Source organism: Candidatus Pelagisphaera phototrophica (genome assembly GCF_014529625.1).
Taxonomy (GTDB): domain Bacteria; phylum Verrucomicrobiota; class Verrucomicrobiia; order Opitutales; family Opitutaceae; genus Pelagisphaera; species Pelagisphaera phototrophica.
The window spans coordinates 3,462,471-3,482,331 of sequence record NZ_CP076039.1; the positions used below are offsets into that span (position 1 = coordinate 3,462,471).

A 19,861-nucleotide genomic window follows, 5' to 3' on the forward strand; every position below is an offset into this window, starting at 1 on the left:
TATCAAACCGGTTAAGGCCTCCGCCATTCATGCGTATTATCCCAAGGAAGTCGGTCCGCTGCCAGCGGTCCCCAGGATCCTGATACATAATTTTCCATGCCCCTCTGACCTTCACTAGCCCAAAAATCATGCAGGGGAGTAATTAGATTCCAAGACGCTTCTGTTTCATCACCCCGAATAAACAACGTTCCATCGCCGAGCATAGCATCTAGTACTAGTCTTTCGTACGCCTCTGGCGTGTTGGAACCAAAAGTCGCACTATATTTGAAGTGCATCTTAACGGGCTGAGTGCGAGTCTGCAATCCTGGTATTTTCGCGTTCAACAAAACGGTTGAACCTTCATCTGGCTGAATTTGAAACACGAGGGAATTGGCTGCCAAATTAAACATTTCGTTTTCGCTGAACAGCGTTGATGGCGGGCGCTTGAACTGTATCGATATTTCCGTGACTCTACGAGGCATCCGTTTTCCAGACCGCAAATAAAAGGGGACCCCTTCCCATCGCCAATTGCTAATATTCAACCGCAACGCCGCATAAGTTTCAGTTTCCGAATCAGCCGAAACGCCCTCCTCTTGACGGTACCCTTGGACCTTCGCTCCATCGACAAGGCCTTCTTTGTATTGGGCTCGAACAACGTCGCTGTGAGCATAGTCCAGGTTGAGCGGCTTGATCGCCTTCAGCAGTTTCACCTTTTCATCACGAATCGCTTCCGGATCCAGTGAGACGGGGGGCTCCATAGCGGTCAGGGCAAGGAGCTGCATGGTGTGATTCTGGATCATGTCCCGTGTAGCCCCGCTCTGCTCGTAATACCCGCCTCGCGTTCCGACACCCAGTGATTCGGATACCGTGATTTGCACATTATCCACATACTGGCGATTCCAGAGGGGCTCAAAAATCGAATTTGCAAAACGCTGTACCAGCAAGTCTTGTACTGTTTCCTTACCTAAGTAGTGGTCTATTCGATACACCTGTCGCTCCTGAAGCACGCCTTGGATCACCTTATTCAAATGTCGAGCCGACTCAAGGTCCTTGCCAAATGGCTTTTCGATCACCACCTTGGTATGACTGCCCGAGTCCTGGTACCGGGTCGCCAAACCACTGGCCCCAAGGTTAACAATAATCGGTTCGAAGACCGATGGGGGTGTCGATATGTAAATGACGCTTTGGGCCTCACGACCCATTTCTTTCTCGATGGACTCAATCTTCGCTTCAAGAGCCTTGAACGCGTCGAGTTCATCATAGCCGCCACTACAATAGTAAGTGTTATCCTCGATCCGTTTCCAAATTTCTTCGTTCAGCGATCGGCGCGAGAACTCTTTAATCGAATCGTGGGCTAGCTTACGAAACTCTTCATCCGGAATAGGTTTACGGCCGTAGCCAATAAGCGAGAATTCGGGTGGAAGGAGATTGTCCACCGCAAGATTGTAAATAGCGGGTACGAGTTTTCGCGCGCACAAGTCTCCAGAAGCGCCAAAAATGGTGATGATCGTGGGCTGTGCTCCTCTGTGCTTACTGAGACCTTTCAAAAAGGGATGGCGCGAATCTTGTGACATAGAGAATCAGTGGTAGTCAGTTGATGTGGGAAGGCCGAAACTGTCCCGTCCACAGAATCTTGTAAAGCCGATAGACACCGTTCTTTGCATTGCTCCAATGAAGAAGCGAATAGTGGATCGCGCTAGTGACCTCTTCCGGCTTCCTTGCCAAAAAGAACCGCGTTTTCAAAATGCCGGGTCGCCAGAATCTCTCCCTCTTCATGTTCAATTTCAACCACATCGAGACGGAAGGAACTCGGATGAGGCTTGAGCTTCGCAATGTAAGCGCAGCACACACGATTTAAGGCCTTTCTTTTGCGTGCGTCAATAGAGTCAAAGCCGCCGACCAGTGCCCCGGTCCGACGCGTTCGTGTTTCAACAAACACAAGAATCTCATCATCCTTACAAATGAGATCAATCTCGTCCTTGCCCGCTCGCCAATTGCGGGCTAGTATCTTGAATCCTTTTGCTCTGAGGAAACGCTCCGATTCTTGCTCGCCCCTCCTTCCGATCGATGACTTTGAGGTGCGATCCTCCACAGCAAAAAATTGTCTCAACCACGATATCACTAACCAAGATTGATTCATTGAGCCTCTCGCATCAAGATTACAAATATCCTCCTTCCATACGCTATCCAAAAAAGGCCCAAAAACTTTGGCTGTTTAAAGACGCTGTCGGTTTGACTAAACAGAAAAAGATTTCTTTCATGAACGAAACAAAAGCCAACGACCCTGCATTCAGCATCTCAATACTACGGGTTTTGAGTTTCTTGTATAAAATCACCGAAGCCAAGCCTACGCTCACGCCTTCGGATTCATGGGCAACCGATAAGATGCGGCCGACGCTTATTAAGATACTTTTAGAAAATATATTGTATCCATAGTTCAATTAAAGTTCCTGGATCATTTCTATGCCGTTTTGCTTGGCTCCCTTTAGTCACTCCCCGAACTATCCTCATCACAATAGCGGGTTACCCGCTCTTTTTCAACAGCGGTCCTTTCCGACTAAATGCGAAAACCATCATGACCGCTTTGCTTTTAGGATTCAGCATTCTACTCGTGCTCGTCATCAGCGGTCGGGCCTCCACCTAGTCAAAAGATCCCTACAAATGCATCGATAAATAATCATATGCACAACTGACCAAGTCCCCAACAAGAAAATCGTCGCCATTTACGGTCTCCTCCGCGGCAACCAAATCCGTGCCCGCCAAATCGGTACGGATATCATGGCTGTAATCGAGGGAGGAGAAATCCATGAATATACCAAATTCATGGCGAAGTGTGCGAACGATCGATAGACCGCCGAGGCGAAACGTATGAGAGCAAACTCGCTTGTGAAAACCTGCCTCACCGCTTCAATGGTTATGGCCGAAGCCGCGGAACTAGTTGATTAAGGCGCTGCGTTCAAAGTGGAAAACGTTGAAGGGAAACCAGCTTAAGTCCGTCAAGGAATCGTATTACGCCGGCACCGCCTCTTTTTCCAACTGCAGGCTTACGATATCTGGATCGTCGTGTTCGGAATTGAACTTCATCGATACCACCTTCGAAACGCCCTTTTCTTCCATCGTCACTCCGTATATCGCTTTGGCTGCTTGGATCGTGCGTTTGTTATGAGTTATAATGATGAACTGTGACTGGGACGTGAACTGCTTAAGCAGACCCGTAAAGCGCCCGATGTTCGATTCATCTAGCGGAGCGTCCAGCTCGTCCAGTAGGCAGAAGGGGCTGGGCTTCACCATGTAGATGGCAAAGAGCAATCCGACCGCAGTCATCGTCCTCTGTCCACCAGAAAGGAGGGTAATGTTCTTCAAACGAGTACCCGGGGGTTGGGCTACGATATCAATACCGCTCTCCAATACATCCTCAGCCTCAATCAGCTTTAGATCCGCTTTTCCTCCTCCAAAAAGGGTTTCGAACGTGTGCTTAAAATTGGCCTGAATCTGGCTGAATGTTTCGGAGAACTGCTCTCGTGATTTCAGGTTGATTTCCTCAATTGCCGCAACCAGTTTGTCGCGTGATGTGATTAGATCATCACACTGCGTTTTAAGGAACAGGTGACGCTCACGCAGCTCCCCATATTCCTCAATCGCATCCGTATTCACCGCTCCCATACCTTGGACACGTTTACGCAGCAACTTAATCTCTGCCTTCACCTTGCTCCAATTCGTCGCATTCAGTTCTTCCAGCTCTTCCTCAGACGGCACTTTATGAACCGCAGCACCAGGCCCCGAAGCAGGCTCCGCCTCGACGTCTTCCGATACCTCTACTTCTACGCTATCATTGCTTACCTCAGTCTCCTGTGCCAGCTCGGTATCACCACCCTTGCTCTCTAGGTCTTCGTCCGCCTCAGATTCTGAAGCATCCAGATCCAATTTAGGCAGGTTCTCAACTGGCTGCCTCGCTTTCCAAACCTCAAACTTCCAGTCAACCAAGCGAAGATCAATTCCATACTCCCGCTCAATTTCCTCGTGGACGAACTCCAGTCGGGACCGTTTTTCCGCGATTTGAATATGCTGGTTGTTCAGATTCGAACGAAGTCCCTCTACCTTCTCACGGGTATAAGACTGTTCCTTCTCCAGAATTCCAACCTTGTCCTCGATCGAAACCAGCGCTTCCCGGGTTTCCTCAACAACCTGCTTGGATTCCTCTAGCTCGCCATCTAAGGATTCACTACGCTCAATTGCGTTCCCCTTGACTTGCTGCTGCTCTAAAATTTGAGTTTCCCACTGGGCAATGTCCGAGGTCTTGGATTCCGTCAATCGAGTCAGCTCAGATCGACGTTGCTCAATTTCAACAAAACCCTGCTCGAGCATATCCAGCCTTTGCTTCTTTTCCTGCAAATCGAATTTCGCCTGGGAAAGCGCTTCACGCTTTTCATCCCGTTCCGCCCAAATGGCTGCTAGACTGGTTTCCACCTTTTCGAGCTTCTCCCGGGATTCAGCAAGCTGCTCCTGTCCACTCGTTGATCGTGAACGGGCCGTTTCCAGTTTTTCCAAAGCGCGAAAAAGCGTTTCATCCAAGAGCGACTTCTCTCGCTCAAGGCGCTCCGCCTTCTGCTTCTGATCGTTGAGCGTTTTTTCCGCGTTACGAACTTCTGCCTGCAGTCGCGAAAGCTCCTGGCTTGTTTCACTCAAATCTTTGCGATACGACTCAACCGCCTCCTCGGATTTCTCCAAAACTTTGTTGATCTTTTCCGCTTCGTCACGGGACTTCTGCAGGGATTTCTGATCCGCCTCGAGCTCCTTCGACGTTTGCTTCAGCTCGATCTCTCGCTGGAGAATACTCGAGTTCTTAGCGTTCTTAAAGCCGCCGGTGACGAGACCTCGACTATCTACTGACTCACCCTTTTTAGAAGCGATTTGCAGAAACCGAAAATCGGGATGCGACTCCCACCACTTAAGGAACTTCGCGATATCTGCTACCACGTAACTCGCCGACAAGACGGATTTAAGAGCGTCGTTTTCATCTCCAATGGAAATGAAATCCAAAGCGGGCGCTATCCATTCGGGTAAGTCGGAACCATCTCCTGTCGATCCTCCAACATTAAGCAGCTTCATACAAACCCGCCCAATTTTCCGCTCCTTTAGTTGACGGAAAATTTCAATAACAGTATCCGCATTGCCAACCGCGACCGCCTCTACCGCAGACCCGAGAAGCGCTTCAACCGCTTGTCCATATCCATTCTTTACTGACAACTTGGACGCAATAGGCAAAAAGGATTGCCCTCCCAAATCGCCTCCCATCTTTCCCTTCAAAAGAGCTTTGGCTCCTTCTCCATAGCCTTCCAGCTTCTCCTGCAACTGCTGTAGCAGTTTTACGCGGGCAGTCTTTTGGGCAACCGTGCGATCCAGCTCCTGAATCCCGACTTGAGCTGCTCGGAACGCATCCCTTGATTCGGACACCTTTTCTCTGGCGACCTCCATAGCCGTTTCCAATTCGGAGCGCTTCGTCTCTGTTTCTAAAACTCCTTGATTGAACGTATCCAAAGACTCCTGAGCCTGAGATTGTCCCTCACTTTGCTCAGCGAGCTCTTTCTTGAGCTGCTCTAGACGGCTGGTGCTGGTTCCCGTTTCAACTTCGAGGCTGGATGTCTCGTCACGACTCTGATGCAAGATCTGCTCCGCCTCCTGAGCTTGAGATCTCAGCGCTTGGATTTCTCGCTCAGAAGATTCGAGCTTAGCCTCAATGCCCGCCAGTTCGCGATTACGCTCTTGGAAGATTTCATCCGAATTTCCAAGCACATCCAAATGAAGCTGTTTGTCGACCGAGTGTTCATTTAGCCGTGTCGCAAACTCCCCTATCTGAGTCTCAAAAGACTTAATTTCCTCTTGGGCCTGTTCGATTCGCTCCTTCATGGAAGTGATCCGAATGTCCGCCATGTGGGACTCGTTCGCAATTTGCTCCTTCATGGTACGAAGATCAAAAACCGCCTGCTGCGCATCTTGAATCTTCTGGATCGCGGACTGGCGATCCTCTTTGTAGACAGTCAGACTGGAATCCTTGTTTTCCAAGTCCTTCTGAAGCTCGTCAACCTCTCCTTGCAGACTCCCAGCGCTCTTGTCGATGTCGTCCAAAGTGGAGTTCAATGTGCCATATTGGTAAGCGCTGTATCCAACATCTAGATGACGCAGCTTGTAGCTAAGCTTCTTGTAGCGAATCGCCTTAGTCGCTTGCCGTCGGAGACTCCCGATCTGGCGATTGATTTCGGATATTACGTCCGTGACGCGATCCAAATTCGTTTCTACATGGGCAAGCTTGTTGAGGGCCTCTTTTCGTTGGGCTTTGTACTTCGATATTCCCGCCGCCTCTTCAAATACCGCTCGGCGTTCCTCAGGTTTGGACGAAAGAATTTGGTCAATCTGACCTTGGGCCATGATCGAATAGGAAGTCCGACCAACACCCGTATCCATGAAAAGCCGCTGAATGTCCTTTAACCGACAAGCCTTGCCGTTGATGTAGTAGTTGCTTCCTCCATCGCGATGCACCCGTCGCGTGAGCTCGACCTCATTGAAATCCTGCCCCAACTCTTTCTCACAGTCCGTAAGAATGATCGAGACCTCGCAAATATTCAGTGGTTTGCGTCTGTCCGTTCCTTCGAAAATGACGTCCTGCATCTTCCCTCCTCGCAATGCCTTGGCGCTTTGCTCACCCAAAACCCAACGGATTGCGTCCGCAATATTGCTTTTGCCACATCCATTGGGTCCGACCACAGCGGTCACGCCCGGTTCAAAATGAAGATGGGTAGAGTCGGCAAAACTTTTGAAGCCGTTTGCTTTTAGGGAGCTCAGATACATGTAAGGGGCCGAAAATGAACGTCCAAATGGAAACCTGACAACTCCAAATACTCATTTGTGAATAAGTCGAAGAACAACCTGGGAATAACCTTCGACCTAATCCATCACAGAACACGGTAGCATCGCCGCATCTTCCATCCCATGGATGATTTTCTTGTCGGGCGGACAAAAGGTTGCCAAGGCTCCCACTAGTTCGACCTTGTCCCCATTGACAAAATAATAGGGATTCAATCTTAACCTGCCCGAAGCTTCGTATACCTCTCCGTCCAGGGAATAAAGCGGATGGCTCAAGCGAATTGACTTTCGAAACTCCTGAATAACATGGAGATGCGAATCGGCTCCATCGCAGGCTTCCGTCAAGCTACTGGCCCACTCTTCTTTAGAAACATCATTTCCAATCACGACGCTACGCGAACCCCAGGCCGTTTCGTGGAATCCGGAGATCTTTAATACGAGATTGCGCTCTTTCTGACTCGCCTCTGCCAAGTCCATCCAACTATGCAGTTGTCTCCCTTGGGCCAGGGGTCCATCGATCGCCGCTCCGGGAGGAAGCGGTGATGGGTCGACGATCCATGACTTAGGAATCAGACTATCCAAAATCTTCCGCGACTTTTTTGAAATGCTCTCCCGCCAAAACTCTCTCAACAAGTGATGATGGTAGAGCGCAAGAGTCGACTTTTCCTCGAAAAAGGGTCGTAAGGGCGGGTCGAGGGCAATCTCCCCATTTTCCCAAGCTTCTATGATAAACTGGGAGGTCTTTATGTTCGCCAAATCGAACAATTCGAAGAAACGGTAGACGACATCAATTTTCTCAGGATTGCCCTCGATATCAAAGTAGAGCCCCCCTCCGAGAGGGAAAACCTCATCTGTGTGCAAACTGAAAACTCGGTGCCCCATCAGTTGCAGCCGATCCGCCAACCAGTCCATCTCTGGCTTGTAAGTCGCTGACTCTTCACTCACCGCGATCACAATAACAGGATTGCCCTTTTCGGGAGACAAGGAAGCGAGCCGACGGTAGAAGGCCTTTTCCATCGCCTTCTCTTCGCCGAGAATCGGAAATCGAGAATCCCCCTCGTACAAGGCATTCAAATAGGCGGTCAACCCGATACCCCCCGGAACAGAGTCGAGTTCAGTAATGGAGAAACCTTCTGCCGTTACGAGCAGGTCGGGTCGAATCACGGGGGGGATCCTCCCTTTGCAAGCTTTGCTGCGACTGATAGCGACTAACTCTGAGGGCTTGCCTCGATCCAAATACTCAGCGACCCAGGGAGCGTAGACTTCCTTGTTTCGCAAAAGCTTTTTTCCGTCCGCAGAACGCGAATACAAAACCTCAAGAGCCTTGTAGAAATCCAAACTCACCTGACCTATCCCCTCTAGGGCAGACACAATTTCAGCACTTAGCTTCCAAGGTTCAGGCGATGTCCGCCAAGTTTTCCCTTCAAACAATTCCTGTCGGGCAAACGCTTCCTGTAGGTCCGTGAAATCCATCTATTCTAATAACAACTGCAATTTGGTTTCGATTTCATCGACGATGCGCATTCAGCAATTTCGTTCGATCGGCTAATGCGGGCCGGAAAGTAGAAATCTCAATCCTCAATTTGTATATCCTTGTTCCGGTGCCTTGGAGAACCGGCCCGAAGCCAGGCATTTATGAACTTATCGATGTCGCCATCCATCACGCCTTGCACGTTTCCCGTATCCACTCCGGTGCGCAGATCTTTTACCATTTGGTAGGGCTGAAAAACGTAGCTTCGGATCTGGTTGCCCCAACCGATCTCCCCTTTTTCCCCATAGACTTTTTCGAGCTCAGACCGTTTTTCGTCTTCTCGCTTCTCGTAAATGCGAGCTTTCAGCATCTTCATGGCCGTCGCCCGGTTTTTGTGCTGAGATCGCTCAGTCTGGCACGCGGCGACGATTCCCGTTGTGATGTGGGTCAATCGAACCGCTGAGTCAGTCTTATTTACGTGCTGCCCGCCTTTGCCACTAGCGCGGTAAGTGTCTTCCCGAAGATCTTTGTCCTCGATCCCAATTTCGACATCATCCTCGATTTCAGCGACCACGTCCACCGCGCAAAACGAAGTATGGCGTCGTGCATTGGAATCGAAAGGACTGATACGAACCAGTCGATGAACCCCTCGTTCCGCGTTCGCGTAACCGTACGCATTGGTTCCTTCAATACGGAGCGTAACTTTTGACAGGCCTGCTTCTTCACCTGGCAGGATGTCGATTATCTCCGTTTTGAATTCCCGGCGTTCAGCCCATCGAGTGTACATTCTGAAGAGCATGTCCGCCCAATCGCACGATTCCGTGCCACCCGCACCCGCATTCACGCTCAGGATCGCATTACAATGATCGTGAGGCCCTTTCAAGTAGCTCTGAATCTCTAACTCATCCAAGGCCACTTTTAATAGCTCAGCCGATTGTTGGAGCACGACTGCTTCCTCCGAATTTTCATCAACGCCTTCCTCCTCAAGCAACTCCTCCATTGCTTTTGAATCCTCGAACTTGGCTTTAAACTCGGTCAATCCATTAACCACTCGTTTCAGCTTGTTTGACTCGCTGATAATTTCCTGAGCTGCCTTCTGGTCATTCCAGAATCCCTCGGCAACCATCTTTTCCTCAAACGCTGCGATTTCCTTACGCTTGCCGTCGACGTCAAAGATACCTCCACAGGTAACCGGCTCGTTTTTCGATCTCTTCGTGCAAAGCTTTCGTCTCTGGCTTAATCATAAGCACAGAATATTGGGAATATCTCTTGGGGAGATCAAGTGCGGACGTTAACAGATTTTGTCCGGCTTTAATGGAGCGGCGTCGAGCTACTCCTTCACGTTTGTCTTGTGGTACTCTTCCGAGAAAAGTCGGATCATGCGATCCACCGTTTGGAGGATTGCTTCGGGACGATTGGCAACCCCGATCGACTCACGCTCCCAAGTGCTCAACGCCATTGAAACCTTTGTGTCTTTGGGGCGTTCCAGCATCGCCATCTCACGCAGCTTCAAGGTGACCGAGTAGACGTGACTAGGACCTTGAGCACGAGCAATATGAACACCGACCTCAAGGAAAGGTCGACCGGGAATCTTATCCAGCTCCGAGGAAGACAGTACTTCAACCTGCAGTTCGTCCAGCCTGTGATAGGCATATTCCCTCAGTCTAGACTGATCCAGATCGAGCCGATTCGAACGAATACTCATAGGCGCGACCTCCAGACCGACTCCTTTGATTCCCTGGAGCAGGTCTTCACTAAAATCCATCCCTGCACTGGAAAACCCGCTTAATAGCGCAAGTGAGACTGTTACGATCCATTTCATCCCAATCGTGTTAAACGGCTAGAATACTCTAATATTAAGCGTAGCACTACCGATCCAAAGCTACCTAAGATCAATTCGCCGCCAGCGGGGCTTGATATTCAGGGTCAGCCCGACCAGCGTTTCATCGATGGAAATCGACTCTGATTTAAAAGTAGCTACTATTAGTGTTGGCGAGTTCGCCCGATTTTCACCGTTTACTCAAAGGAACGATCCCCTTGGATTTGGCAATTGGCGTGCCGCAGCGGGTCAGCAGTGGCATAAGGAAATTCAGAACCGAGCAGACTCTGAGGGGTTCTCCAATGAACAGTCCATCAAAGGAGATGTGGAATGGCGGGGCTGGACGTTAAGGCTCAACGGCCGGATCGATCAAATTCGCTCCCAGAAAGATCGAACCCATCTACGCGAGATTAAAACCGTAACCACCCCCCTCCCTCTGAGACCCGAGGAGGTTTCCTCTCGATTCAAAAGCTATTGCATTCAGTTGCTGACCTATCGCGAGCTCTTGAATCGGATCGAGGCGCAGCCGACCGGTAGCGTTGACCTCGACCTCTTCTTGATCGAACTCGGTTCCGGCATCACCCAAAGCCTCTTGCTGGACGAGCGCTTTGACACCCTAGTCGTCGATCAACTGGACGTCTTGGCCGACTATCTCGACCGAAAGCTCGAACGCTTGTCTAGGCTCCGGGCACTCCGATTTAAACCCGCCTACGAAACACCCCGACCGGGACAGGAAACCATCCAAGAGGATCTCAATCAGGCGTTTGAACGTTCACCCATCGGTTGCCTTGAAGCTCCAACTGGCTATGGGAAAACGGGAGTCGCCTGGGAATTCGCGTTGAATCGTCTCGCCACCGGACAGGTTGAGCGAATCGTATATCTGACGAGCAAATCGACCGGGCAAATCGAAGCCGCAGAAAGGCTCGACGCCCTTCTGACCGATCAGTCAGCCGCTTCATATTGGCAAATCCGAAACAAGGCAGAACACTGTGTGAACGTGGAATTTCGATGCTCCACCAAAACCTGTTCCTACCTATCGGACCTTGAAGAGAAATGGGGGCGGTCTGCGTTAGAGCCTATGTTCCTCTCTACCGCCAAACCGATTTCAATCGATGTGCTCAAAGAAACAAGTGCTGCTGCCGGAATCTGCCCCTACGAAACCATGCGTACCGCCTTGGGCTACCGAGATATCTGGATAGGCGACTACAACTATCTCTTTTCAGCTAACAGCAGCCGACTTCTCGCCGATCAGCCCGACTTCGATCCAGCCCGCACTTTCCTGATTATCGACGAGGCCCACAACCTTCCCTCCCGGATTGAATCCAATTTAAGCAAAGAGCTTAGCGCACTATCCTTGAACGGACTTATCGAAGAGCTCTCCGAAATCGGAGCGGGCCACAAGATCCACAAATCCCTCACCAATCTCGTTAACGAGTGCTTGGCCTATCGGAAGGGAGATGTTCTCACACTGAGGCAACTCGACGACTTGACGGATCTATTGCTCGAACTGATCAACATGCTCTCCACGGACCCCCTGCCCTACGAGTCGATCACTCCCGAAGCTCTCGATACGCTTTGGTCGCTGTCTTCTGGATCTACCGCGCTCAAAGAAAGTGCGAGTCGGTACATCGCCTGGATCCCGCAGAACGGACTGATAAGGATCACCTGCATTGATCCATCACAGGAAATCCGTGAAACGCTGACCCAGTTTAAAGAATGTCTCATGCTTTCAGCCACTTTCCAGCCGATCGACGGATTTTTAGAGCAATGCGGACTCGCCGATCAACTCACTCCTCCTCAACAAGTCGCTCCACCCGCGCAATGGCTCGAGGGTGCCTACAACATAGCGATCGACACACGCATAGATACCCGATTCAAGAGTCGAAAAAATGGGGAGGCTCTAACGGCGGCGACCATTGCTAAATTAGCTGAGAGGCATTCCCCCATCGTCGTCTTTTTCCCTTCCTATGCGTATGCGCAATCTCTCTATGAGGCGATCGCGATTGACTATCCGTTTTACCGGATCGCTATGCAAAGCAGAGGAAAGGGGGAAAGCCTTTCAAGCCGTGCTGAGTTCATCGACGAAGCCATGCGCTTCCATGATATTATCTTTCTAACACTAGGCTCTAGCTTCGCAGAAGGGATAGACATGATTGGCGGAAAAATCGACGCTGCCATCGTAGTCAGCCCAGCCCTTCCGGAAGTGAATGCCATTCAGCAGGCTAAGCGCGACTACTATCAAAGCAAAAAGCTTGACGGATTTGAGCGAGCCTATTTACAACCTGGTATCCAAAAAGTGAATCAAGCTCTTGGCCGTCTCGTCAGAGCTCCTGGACAAAAGGTAAAGGTTCTTCTGCATTGCCAGCGCTATGCGGAACGGAGAACAAAATCACTACTGGCTGATCAATATCAAAACTGTCAATACATCTTCAAAGATGAAGACCTGGAGAGATGGATCGAGGAAGAGCCCATTTTGAAAACCTAGCATTCGCTACCCATTCAAGCAGAAATCGCGTAACATCATCAACTGCCAGTTGCGCATTCCATATCAGTCCCAAGAGGAAAATCTTGGGACACGCGTGAACCAATGCCTTGCCAAAGAAGAAAAATGGCTGCTGCAATGCCTATTCTAATTTTTTGGACACTCTCTAAGCAAAGAATCCGACATCTTTCATTTCATTTTCATTCGCCAAATTTCATTAGTTCACACATCGCCGACCCCCTTTGCAGTCACTTTCAGAAATGCGAATTATCTCAAAAGTCACCCTCACTTCCCTCGTTTTTACCGGCAGCCTCTTCGGTGCCCTGAATTATCAGGAATCGAATGATCTGGCTTCCGTGGAAGCAGAGGACTGCGCTTCTCAAGCGCTCGACTCGGTTAGGCACTGGTAAGTCATCCACGAAGGCTATGCGGGCCCCAGCGCTCAGGTCCGCGACCGAAATCATGCCAGCTCCGCAAACAGCAAAGCCTACTTGGAGATTTTGCCTTACACACGGACAACTCATTCGGACCAGTTGATTTCCGGATTCAATTTTTCAAATACTCCCGGCAAAATGGGTATTTCGTCGTACAACGTCTTTTTCCATTCTCCCGGCAAATATACAGTCTGGGTTCGGGTGTTTAGCACCAGAGCCGAGGAAAATGGCCTCCACATGGGGATTGATGGCACCTGGCCCAGAAGCGGGCAACGCATTCAGCTTTGACCGAGCAAGTACCAGTGGACCTGGTCCTCAGCCCAGAGAGTTCCTGAAAATCACTGCAGCACAAATGGCACTGGATAAATCATCAATCCGGAGGCCGGAATGCACACGATACATTGCTCGATGCGGGAAGATGGATTCGAACTCGACAAGTTCATCTTGGCCTTAGATGAAAACTACCAACCGCATGGGGAAGAGCTGTTGGCTACTTTTACGGAACCCGAGTCATATGCTTAACCCAATGAACATTCAGAGGGAACCTTCCACCCAATGTTCCTGAAGGCTAAAGTCGTATTCAAAATAACCGCCGTCGACGGATTCGTCCCCTACTACGTCGACAAGGTTTGAGGAGCATTGGCAATCAATGCAGCGAACGAGGCCTACCGAGCGAAGTTCGCCGCCACTCAGCATAAATTTTCAGGCGAGAAAAGGACCTACATTCTAACCTTATACACGATGCAAGATACTGATGGGAAAACTGAATACATTGTAACGATCAATGGCGAAAAAGTTCCTAAGACAACGAATATCCCCAGCAAAATCGACTACTCCATACATGAACGGCACGCCGCAAAGGACGTAGAGCTAAGACACGACGACATCATCCAAGTAGCCTTCCATGCCCCACCAACGGATTGATTTCAGAAGGCGACCCTACCGCCTACGCTCGCGGGCGCTGGAGGCGAAATCATGCTGATCAAGGCAAAGCCGCACTGAGAATCTCACGGTCAATCGCATTAGATTTACCGAAGAGCAGATTGGCCGAGATCGTCTCTTTTCACTTTTTCCAATCCTTTTGCTTTACCTGCGACCGTCCTAGCTCCTATCAAGAAGGCCGTGACGGTACGTAAAACCATCTCTTTCCAGGAAGTAGACGCGGCAATCGCCAAGATTGCTTCAGAAATCGCGGCGACTCACAAGCGGACGGACAACCTCGTTCTCGCGGCAATCGCCAATGGCGGCATCGAATTGACCGAGATCCTCCATGATCGCCTCTCTGCCGATCACAATATCCAAACCTTCAAAGCCGTAGTCGATATTTCGTTCTATCGCGACGACATCGGGGCCAATCCAATCGCAAAAGAGGTCGAAGCGACTGAGCTCGCCCAAAACCCAGAGGATGCGACCATCATTCTGGTCGACGATGTCCTCTTCACCGGTAGAAGTGTTCGGGCCGCCCTTTCTGAGATTCATGCTCTCGGACGGCCCAAAAAAATCGAGCTGACTACCTTGGTGGATCGAGGCAATCGAATTCTTCCCATACAGTCAGACTACATCGGTCTCATGGAGCCGACCACGCTCGATGAGAAGGTGGTGGTTCAACTAACACCCAACAATCTTGCGAAGTCGCATATTGACATTCTCAATTCATAGCGCTGGATGGCCACTTCAGGTATGCCTTGGTTTCGCAAAGACCTGATCTCAACCGAAGAACTCTCCCCAGAAGAGATCCAAACGGTATTTAAAACCACCGCGGCGTTTAAGAAAATTCTCGGCAGAAAGACGGCTAAAACGCCGCCGCTCCGAGGAAAAACCGTCGTCAACCTCTTCTTCGAGAACAGCACTCGCACCCGAGTCGCGTTCGAAATGGCCGCCACTAAACTCAGCGCGGACGTCATGTCGCTAGACATGAAGACCAGCAGCACCTCCAAAGGGGAAACACTGCGGGACACGGTGGAGAACATTCATGCGCTCGCCGCAGACATGATAGTGATCCGCCATTCCGCCCCCGGATCCGCTGCCTACATTTCTAAAGTGCTCGACATTCCGGTGCTCAACGCCGGCGACGGCGCCCATGAGCATCCGACTCAAGCCCTGCTCGACTGTTTTACGCTACACGAGAAGTTTGGATCACTGAAAGGACTGAAAATCGCCATTCTGGGTGACATTCTCTACAGTCGCGTCGCTCGATCCAACCTATGGGCCATGACTAAACTGGGAGCAGAAGTCACCCTCGTCGGGCCCGCTACTCTTGTGCCACGGGAGTTTGAGCAGTTTGGCGTCACGGTTTCGCACGACTTGAAGTCAGCGCTGGCTGACAAAGATGCCGTCATGCTCCTTCGTATACAGCATGAACGACAAAATGCATCCGCATTTCCCTCTATAAACGAGTACACTCGAATGTTTGGCCTCAACAAAACCCGTCTTTCCTGGCTCAAGGAAAACGCTGTCATCATGCATCCGGGTCCTATCAACCGCGGGGTCGAAATCGATTCTGAGCTAGCCGACTCGCCCCAATCAGTAATCCTCGGACAGGTCACCAATGGGCTCGCTACCCGCATGGCATGCCTCTATCTCTGTTCGGGAGGCAAGGCGGAGACCTTGACGGGATAGTAATGAAATATCCGCTTCCTAAAGTTAAACAATGAGCCAGGTCACATGGATAAAAGGGGGCCGTGTCATCGACCCGAAAATCGAACGCGATGAAATTTCCGACATTTTCATATCGAATGGCAAAATCATCGACCGGCCTTCCCGTGAGACCCTAGCCAAGGCGGACACGATTGACGCGACTGGATTGGTGGCTTCTCCTGGACTGGTCGATCTTCATGTTCATTTTCGCGTCCCTGGCGAAACTCACAAGGAAACCATTTTCTCGGGTACTAGCTCTGCCGCAACTGGCGGTTTTACAAGCGTCGTGTGCATGCCTAACACCAGTCCGCCGGCTGATACGGCAGGTACTATCCAATACATAAAGGACGCCGTTGGCCGCGAGTCGATCGTCCACGTCTTCCCTACAGCCTGTATCACGGTCGGATCAGAGGGCGAACGCCTCGCTCCCACCGGATCGCTCCGCGATGCGGGAGCCGTCGCCATTTCTGACGGCGGAAAATGCCTGCAAAATAGTGGACTCATGCGCCGTGCCGTTGAATACGCCAATATGTTCAACATGCCAGTCATCGACCATTGCGAAGACTATTCTCTTTCGGCCAATGGGGTCATGAACGAAGGCCTTGTATCCACGAAGTTGGGACTTAGAGGGAACCCAGCTGAAGCCGAGGACATCATGGTTTCCAGAGATGTCATATTGTCGGCCAAGACGGGAGCCCACATTCACATTCAACACGTGAGTTCAAGAAATGCGATAGACATCATTCGGAGGGCCAAATCGCGTGGAGTAAACATTTCCGCAGAGGCCACGCCTCACCATATGTGTTTTTCCGAACTCGAAGTTAGCGACTTCAACACGAACTTCAAAATGAACCCTCCTCTGCGCTCAGAGGAGGATCGGCTTGCGATTCTCGAAGGTCTCGAAGACGGAACCATTGACTGCATCGCCAGTGGCCACGCCCCTCACACCGATTACGAAAAGGACGTCGAATTTGACTATGCTCCTAATGGCGTGATTGGCCTCGAGACGGCATTGGGTGCGACTTTGAACCAACTTTATCATAGCAAACGCCTGGACCTACCGAGAACCCTTTCCCTTCTTACTTATCAACCTGCTCAAATATTAAATTTGAATAAGGGGACTTTGGAAATCGGGGCCGATGCGGATGTCACGCTCTTCGATCCCGAATGCGAATGGACACCCCAATCCAATAGCTTCCAAAGTAAATCAAGCAATTCGCCCTGGATTAACCGGACCTTAAAAGGGAAAGTAATCCAAACCTTTGTATCCGGAAAATTGGTATTCGATAAGGGAAAGATCCTAAGCTCTTAGCGATTTAACGTCCGCGACCACCACCGCCCGGTCCTCCGCGACCACCGCCTTGAAATCCGCCAAAGCCGCCCCGATTAAACCCAACTCGACCGTCCGTCGGCATAGGATTCTCAAGCACCTGTTGAGCCTGCCGGTAATCGCGTTCGCGTTCGGAGACTTGCTGTGCCGCCAGACTCGCCAACTGTGCCTCGTTAAGCACTTTTGAAGCCTGCTCCAAAAGCATCGCATCATAGATTTTCCGCTCCTGGTAGTAAGTATCGACAACTTCTTTTGTGAGCTGGATATCGTTGTCTCCACGCCCCCGCCCTCGGTTTTCCTTGATATCTACCGTGTATTCAAAATCTTTATCCACGTTTGCAAACGCGTTGACTAGGCGTTCAGCTTGTCGCTCGTTAAGCGGTGTGTCCGTATAACTCAATGAACGCTCGAAATTCTCCACATCTCCCCGATATTCGAGCGTATTCGTATATTGGGCCAGTTTTTTAGCATCTTCTTCTCCCAACAACCCATTGATATCGCCTGATAAAAGGACCATTTGATTGGAATAATCCTCCCTAAGCGCTTTTCGCTCCTCATCGCTAGCCGCTGAAGCCCGTAGTCCCGCCTCCATGCGTAGCAAAGTGCGCTCAGCCATCAACGTTTTGAGGGCATCAAGCTCCTCGGGGGGAAGATTCAGTTGCTTGAAAAAGTCGGCATACCCTCGGTCAAGGCGCTGCATTTGCCTTTCAATCATATCCATTCTCAACTCAGGATCTTCAAAGGCTTCCAGCGCGCGAGCCAGCTGGGCGGCTCTCACCTCTCGCCGACGCTCCATGATTTCTTCCCGAGTCAGGTTTTCAAATTCCTCAAACCGACCTCCTCTCTCCCGAGCTTCGGGCGTGGGTACCTCCACTGCCGCAACCGTTTCAGTCTCTTTACCTTCCGCAACTTTCATTGGGGCTTCCAGCATGCTTGAAGCATCGGCGAGCTGGCGCTTAAGCCTTTGGTTCTCCATATTTAAGAAGCCGGAGTAACCCGCTAATGCGATTGCGAGAACGGACAGAAATGCGATAGGCAGACGCTTCATTTTGTTTAAAATAATTCGGATAGTTTGAAAAGCGGGGTTTGGACGAGTCACCCTCCCTCGCGCTGAAAACGAATACAATTAGGAAATAGTTACACATCAACCGGTCTGACTATCTAGCGATAAACCCTTGCAATATCCAGAGAGGCTTAAGATTCTTCCCTCTTTCTGAAATTGGCGACTATTCCATGACCGAAAACGCGTCGAAGTACAACGGCCCCGACCACATTGGCATCATTATGGATGGAAATGGCCGCTGGGCCCAGTCCCAGGGACTTTCTCGGATTAAGGGTCATCGGCAAGGCGTTGAAACGTGCCCGCGGATAATTGAAGCCTGCCAAGAACTGGATATCCACTATCTGACACTTTACGCGTTTTCCGCTGAAAACTGGAAACGCCCCGAATCCGAAGTAAACGCTCTCATGGAATTGCTGGAGCTCTTCCTCATGAACGAGACGGAAACGCTGGTGAAGCAACGAGTACGCTTGCACGCAATTGGCCGGGTAGAAGACCTTCCCGCTCGGCCGCGAGCCGTGCTCAAGAAGGCGATGGACGTCACCCGAAAATTCGACGAATGGCATTTAACCCTAGCCCTAAACTACAGTTCTCGCAACGAGATCGTGGACGCCACCAAATCGATTGCCGCCAAAGTAGCTGCCGGGAAACTCGATCCAAAAGACTTGGACTGGGAAACGATTTCAAATCACCTCTACACTAAGGAGATGCCGGATCCAGATTTGATTGTTCGCACTTCAGGAGAAACGCGACTGAGCAACTTCCTACTCATGCAAAGCGCCTACGCGGAATTTTATTTTACTGCAACCTGCTGGCCTGACTTCACCAAAACACACCTTGAGGAAGCGATTAGTTACTACAACAATCGTGAAAGACGTTTTGGTCGGACAGGAGAGCAGATAGACGTTGAAGCGAGCCTGTCTTTCTGATCGGACTCGCCCTTTGATACCGTGACGAAGAGAATTATCAGTACGCTTGTCCTTTGGATCGTCACGATCATATGTTTCTTCTATATCGGGCCTGATGCGGCTGTTTGGCTACTGGCGGTGCTCGCGCTTTCATCGCAATACGAGTTTTATAGCCTGTTGGAGAAAATGGGGCGAAGGCCCTTTAAGAAATTCGGAATCTTTCTGGGCGGGGTCATTATTTTTGCCCCCTACTACGCCAATAAGTTAGAGCTCAGCCATGCCGAGGGAGTTCAGTCTGGAATCATCGCAGTCACGATTGTCGCCTGCTGCCTGAGAATCTTTCGCGAGCGCCAAGTCGCTGAGCGAATCGAAACCCTAGGCTCCACCCTCCTCGGACTGATCTACGTACCCTTTATGCTGGGCTTTCTGGTTCGCATGATCGAGCTACCTGGGGACCCGAAGCAAGGTTTGATGCTCGTCGTGTGGCTCGTAGTGACCGCGAAATTTACGGACGTCGGAGCCCTCTTGGTTGGAAAGGCCTTCGGGCGGCATGCCATGTCACCCATCACCAGTCCGAAAAAAACTTGGGAAGGAGCCATTGGCGGCTGCCTTGTCTCTATTGGGCTCGGCTTTTCACTCACCTTTTTCGCCCAAGAATACTATCCTCCATTTTTCACGCCCTTGTGGGGCACTCTTCTTGCGCTGCCAATCGCGGTCATTTCCATCATTTCAGATCTCGTCGAAAGCATGCTCAAACGCATGGCTGATCAAAAAGACTCAGGCTCATCCATTCCGGGCATTGGGGGATCCTTCGATTTGACGGATTCTCTAATTCTCGCTGCTCCTACCGGATATTTGTTTTTCGGGTTCCTCACTTAGT

At 50.6% G+C, this 19,861-nt stretch carries 18 protein-coding genes; 10 read left to right on the forward strand and 8 right to left on the reverse strand.

Going from position 1 to position 19,861, the window contains the following annotated elements; genetic code table 11:
- Positions 1 to 11: 11 nt before the first annotated feature.
- Positions 12 to 1,553 (reverse strand): glucose-6-phosphate dehydrogenase, encoded by a 1,542-nt coding sequence (gene zwf, locus GA004_RS14890; RefSeq protein WP_283394669.1) that lies wholly within the window; start codon positions 1,551 to 1,553, stop codon positions 12 to 14.
- A gap of 122 nt (positions 1,554 to 1,675) precedes the next feature.
- Positions 1,676 to 2,071 carry a YraN family protein gene (locus tag GA004_RS14895; protein ID WP_283394670.1) on the reverse strand — a complete coding sequence of 132 codons (396 nt, stop codon included), beginning with the start codon at positions 2,069 to 2,071 and terminating at the stop codon, positions 1,676 to 1,678.
- Positions 2,072 to 2,238: 167 nt separating this feature from the next.
- On the opposite strand from GA004_RS14895, the gene GA004_RS14900 reads away from it, so the two are divergent.
- Both GA004_RS14900 and GA004_RS18275 read left to right on the forward strand, forming a co-directional pair.
- Positions 2,239 to 2,415: a hypothetical protein gene (locus tag GA004_RS14900; protein WP_283394671.1), complete on the forward strand. Its 177-nt coding sequence runs from the start codon at positions 2,239 to 2,241 to the stop codon at positions 2,413 to 2,415.
- A 285-nt stretch (positions 2,416 to 2,700) separates the two neighbouring features.
- On the forward strand, positions 2,701 to 2,829 hold the full coding sequence (locus tag GA004_RS18275) for a YbjQ family protein (RefSeq protein ID WP_425492939.1): 129 nt from the start codon (positions 2,701 to 2,703) through the stop codon (positions 2,827 to 2,829).
- Between the two features lie 159 nt (positions 2,830 to 2,988).
- On the opposite strand, the gene smc is transcribed toward GA004_RS18275, so the two are convergent.
- The 4 genes from smc to GA004_RS14925 all read right to left on the reverse strand — a co-directional run bounded on the left by smc (position 2,989) and on the right by GA004_RS14925 (position 10,133).
- Entirely contained in the window at positions 2,989 to 6,825 is a 3,837-nt protein-coding gene (gene smc, locus GA004_RS14910) for a chromosome segregation protein SMC (RefSeq protein ID WP_283394673.1), read from the reverse strand.
- A 96-nt stretch (positions 6,826 to 6,921) separates the two neighbouring features.
- Positions 6,922 to 8,313 (reverse strand): hypothetical protein, encoded by a 1,392-nt coding sequence (locus GA004_RS14915; RefSeq protein WP_283394674.1) that lies wholly within the window; start codon positions 8,311 to 8,313, stop codon positions 6,922 to 6,924.
- 98 nt (positions 8,314 to 8,411) lie between these two features.
- Positions 8,412 to 9,555, reverse strand: a protein-coding gene (gene prfB / locus GA004_RS14920) for a peptide chain release factor 2 (RefSeq protein ID WP_343218807.1) whose coding sequence is annotated in 2 segments (ribosomal slippage) — positions 8,412 to 9,482 and positions 9,484 to 9,555 — 1,143 coding nt in all. Because the reading frame shifts where the segments join, the coding sequence is not laid out codon by codon here.
- 86 nt (positions 9,556 to 9,641) lie between these two features.
- Positions 9,642 to 10,133 carry a hypothetical protein gene (locus GA004_RS14925; RefSeq protein WP_283394676.1) on the reverse strand — a complete coding sequence of 164 codons (492 nt, stop codon included), beginning with the start codon at positions 10,131 to 10,133 and terminating at the stop codon, positions 9,642 to 9,644.
- 127 nt (positions 10,134 to 10,260) lie between these two features.
- On the opposite strand from GA004_RS14925, the gene GA004_RS14930 reads away from it, so the two are divergent.
- A complete protein-coding gene (locus GA004_RS14930; RefSeq protein ID WP_283394677.1) occupies positions 10,261 to 12,615 on the forward strand; it encodes a helicase C-terminal domain-containing protein in 2,355 nt (784 codons plus the stop codon).
- Positions 12,616 to 12,884: 269 nt separating this feature from the next.
- Here the strand turns inward: GA004_RS14930 and GA004_RS14935 are convergent, their stop codons facing one another.
- Positions 12,885 to 13,076, reverse strand: a complete 192-nt coding sequence (locus tag GA004_RS14935) for a hypothetical protein (protein ID WP_283394678.1) — start codon at positions 13,074 to 13,076, stop codon at positions 12,885 to 12,887.
- A gap of 357 nt (positions 13,077 to 13,433) precedes the next feature.
- Between GA004_RS14935 and GA004_RS14940 the strand changes: the two genes are divergently transcribed.
- The 5 genes from GA004_RS14940 to GA004_RS14960 all read left to right on the forward strand — a co-directional run bounded on the left by GA004_RS14940 (position 13,434) and on the right by GA004_RS14960 (position 16,995).
- Positions 13,434 to 13,568 (forward strand): hypothetical protein, encoded by a 135-nt coding sequence (locus GA004_RS14940; RefSeq protein WP_283394679.1) that lies wholly within the window; start codon positions 13,434 to 13,436, stop codon positions 13,566 to 13,568.
- A 117-nt stretch (positions 13,569 to 13,685) separates the two neighbouring features.
- Complete coding sequence (locus GA004_RS14945; RefSeq protein WP_283394680.1) at positions 13,686 to 13,970, forward strand: hypothetical protein; 285 nt, start codon at positions 13,686 to 13,688, stop codon at positions 13,968 to 13,970.
- Between the two features lie 198 nt (positions 13,971 to 14,168).
- A complete protein-coding gene (gene pyrR, locus GA004_RS14950) occupies positions 14,169 to 14,705 on the forward strand; it encodes a bifunctional pyr operon transcriptional regulator/uracil phosphoribosyltransferase PyrR (protein WP_283394681.1) in 537 nt (178 codons plus the stop codon).
- A gap of 21 nt (positions 14,706 to 14,726) precedes the next feature.
- The gene (locus tag GA004_RS14955) at positions 14,727 to 15,665 is read left to right on the forward strand and encodes an aspartate carbamoyltransferase catalytic subunit (protein WP_343218862.1); all 939 of its coding nucleotides are present in this window, start codon (positions 14,727 to 14,729) and stop codon (positions 15,663 to 15,665) included.
- 31 nt (positions 15,666 to 15,696) lie between these two features.
- Entirely contained in the window at positions 15,697 to 16,995 is a 1,299-nt protein-coding gene (locus GA004_RS14960) for a dihydroorotase (protein WP_283394683.1), read from the forward strand.
- A 4-nt stretch (positions 16,996 to 16,999) separates the two neighbouring features.
- Here GA004_RS14960 and GA004_RS14965 read toward each other — a convergent pair whose 3' ends face one another.
- Entirely contained in the window at positions 17,000 to 18,061 is a 1,062-nt protein-coding gene (locus tag GA004_RS14965; protein WP_283394684.1) for a hypothetical protein, read from the reverse strand.
- Between the two features lie 185 nt (positions 18,062 to 18,246).
- Here GA004_RS14965 and uppS point away from each other — a divergent pair, with 185 nt between their 5' ends.
- Together uppS and GA004_RS14975 are read left to right on the forward strand one after the other, a co-directional pair.
- Positions 18,247 to 19,002, forward strand: a complete 756-nt coding sequence (gene uppS, locus GA004_RS14970) for an undecaprenyl pyrophosphate synthase (protein WP_283394685.1) — start codon at positions 18,247 to 18,249, stop codon at positions 19,000 to 19,002.
- A gap of 21 nt (positions 19,003 to 19,023) precedes the next feature.
- Entirely contained in the window at positions 19,024 to 19,860 is an 837-nt protein-coding gene (locus GA004_RS14975; protein ID WP_283394686.1) for a phosphatidate cytidylyltransferase, read from the forward strand.
- Position 19,861: the final 1 nt, after the last annotated feature.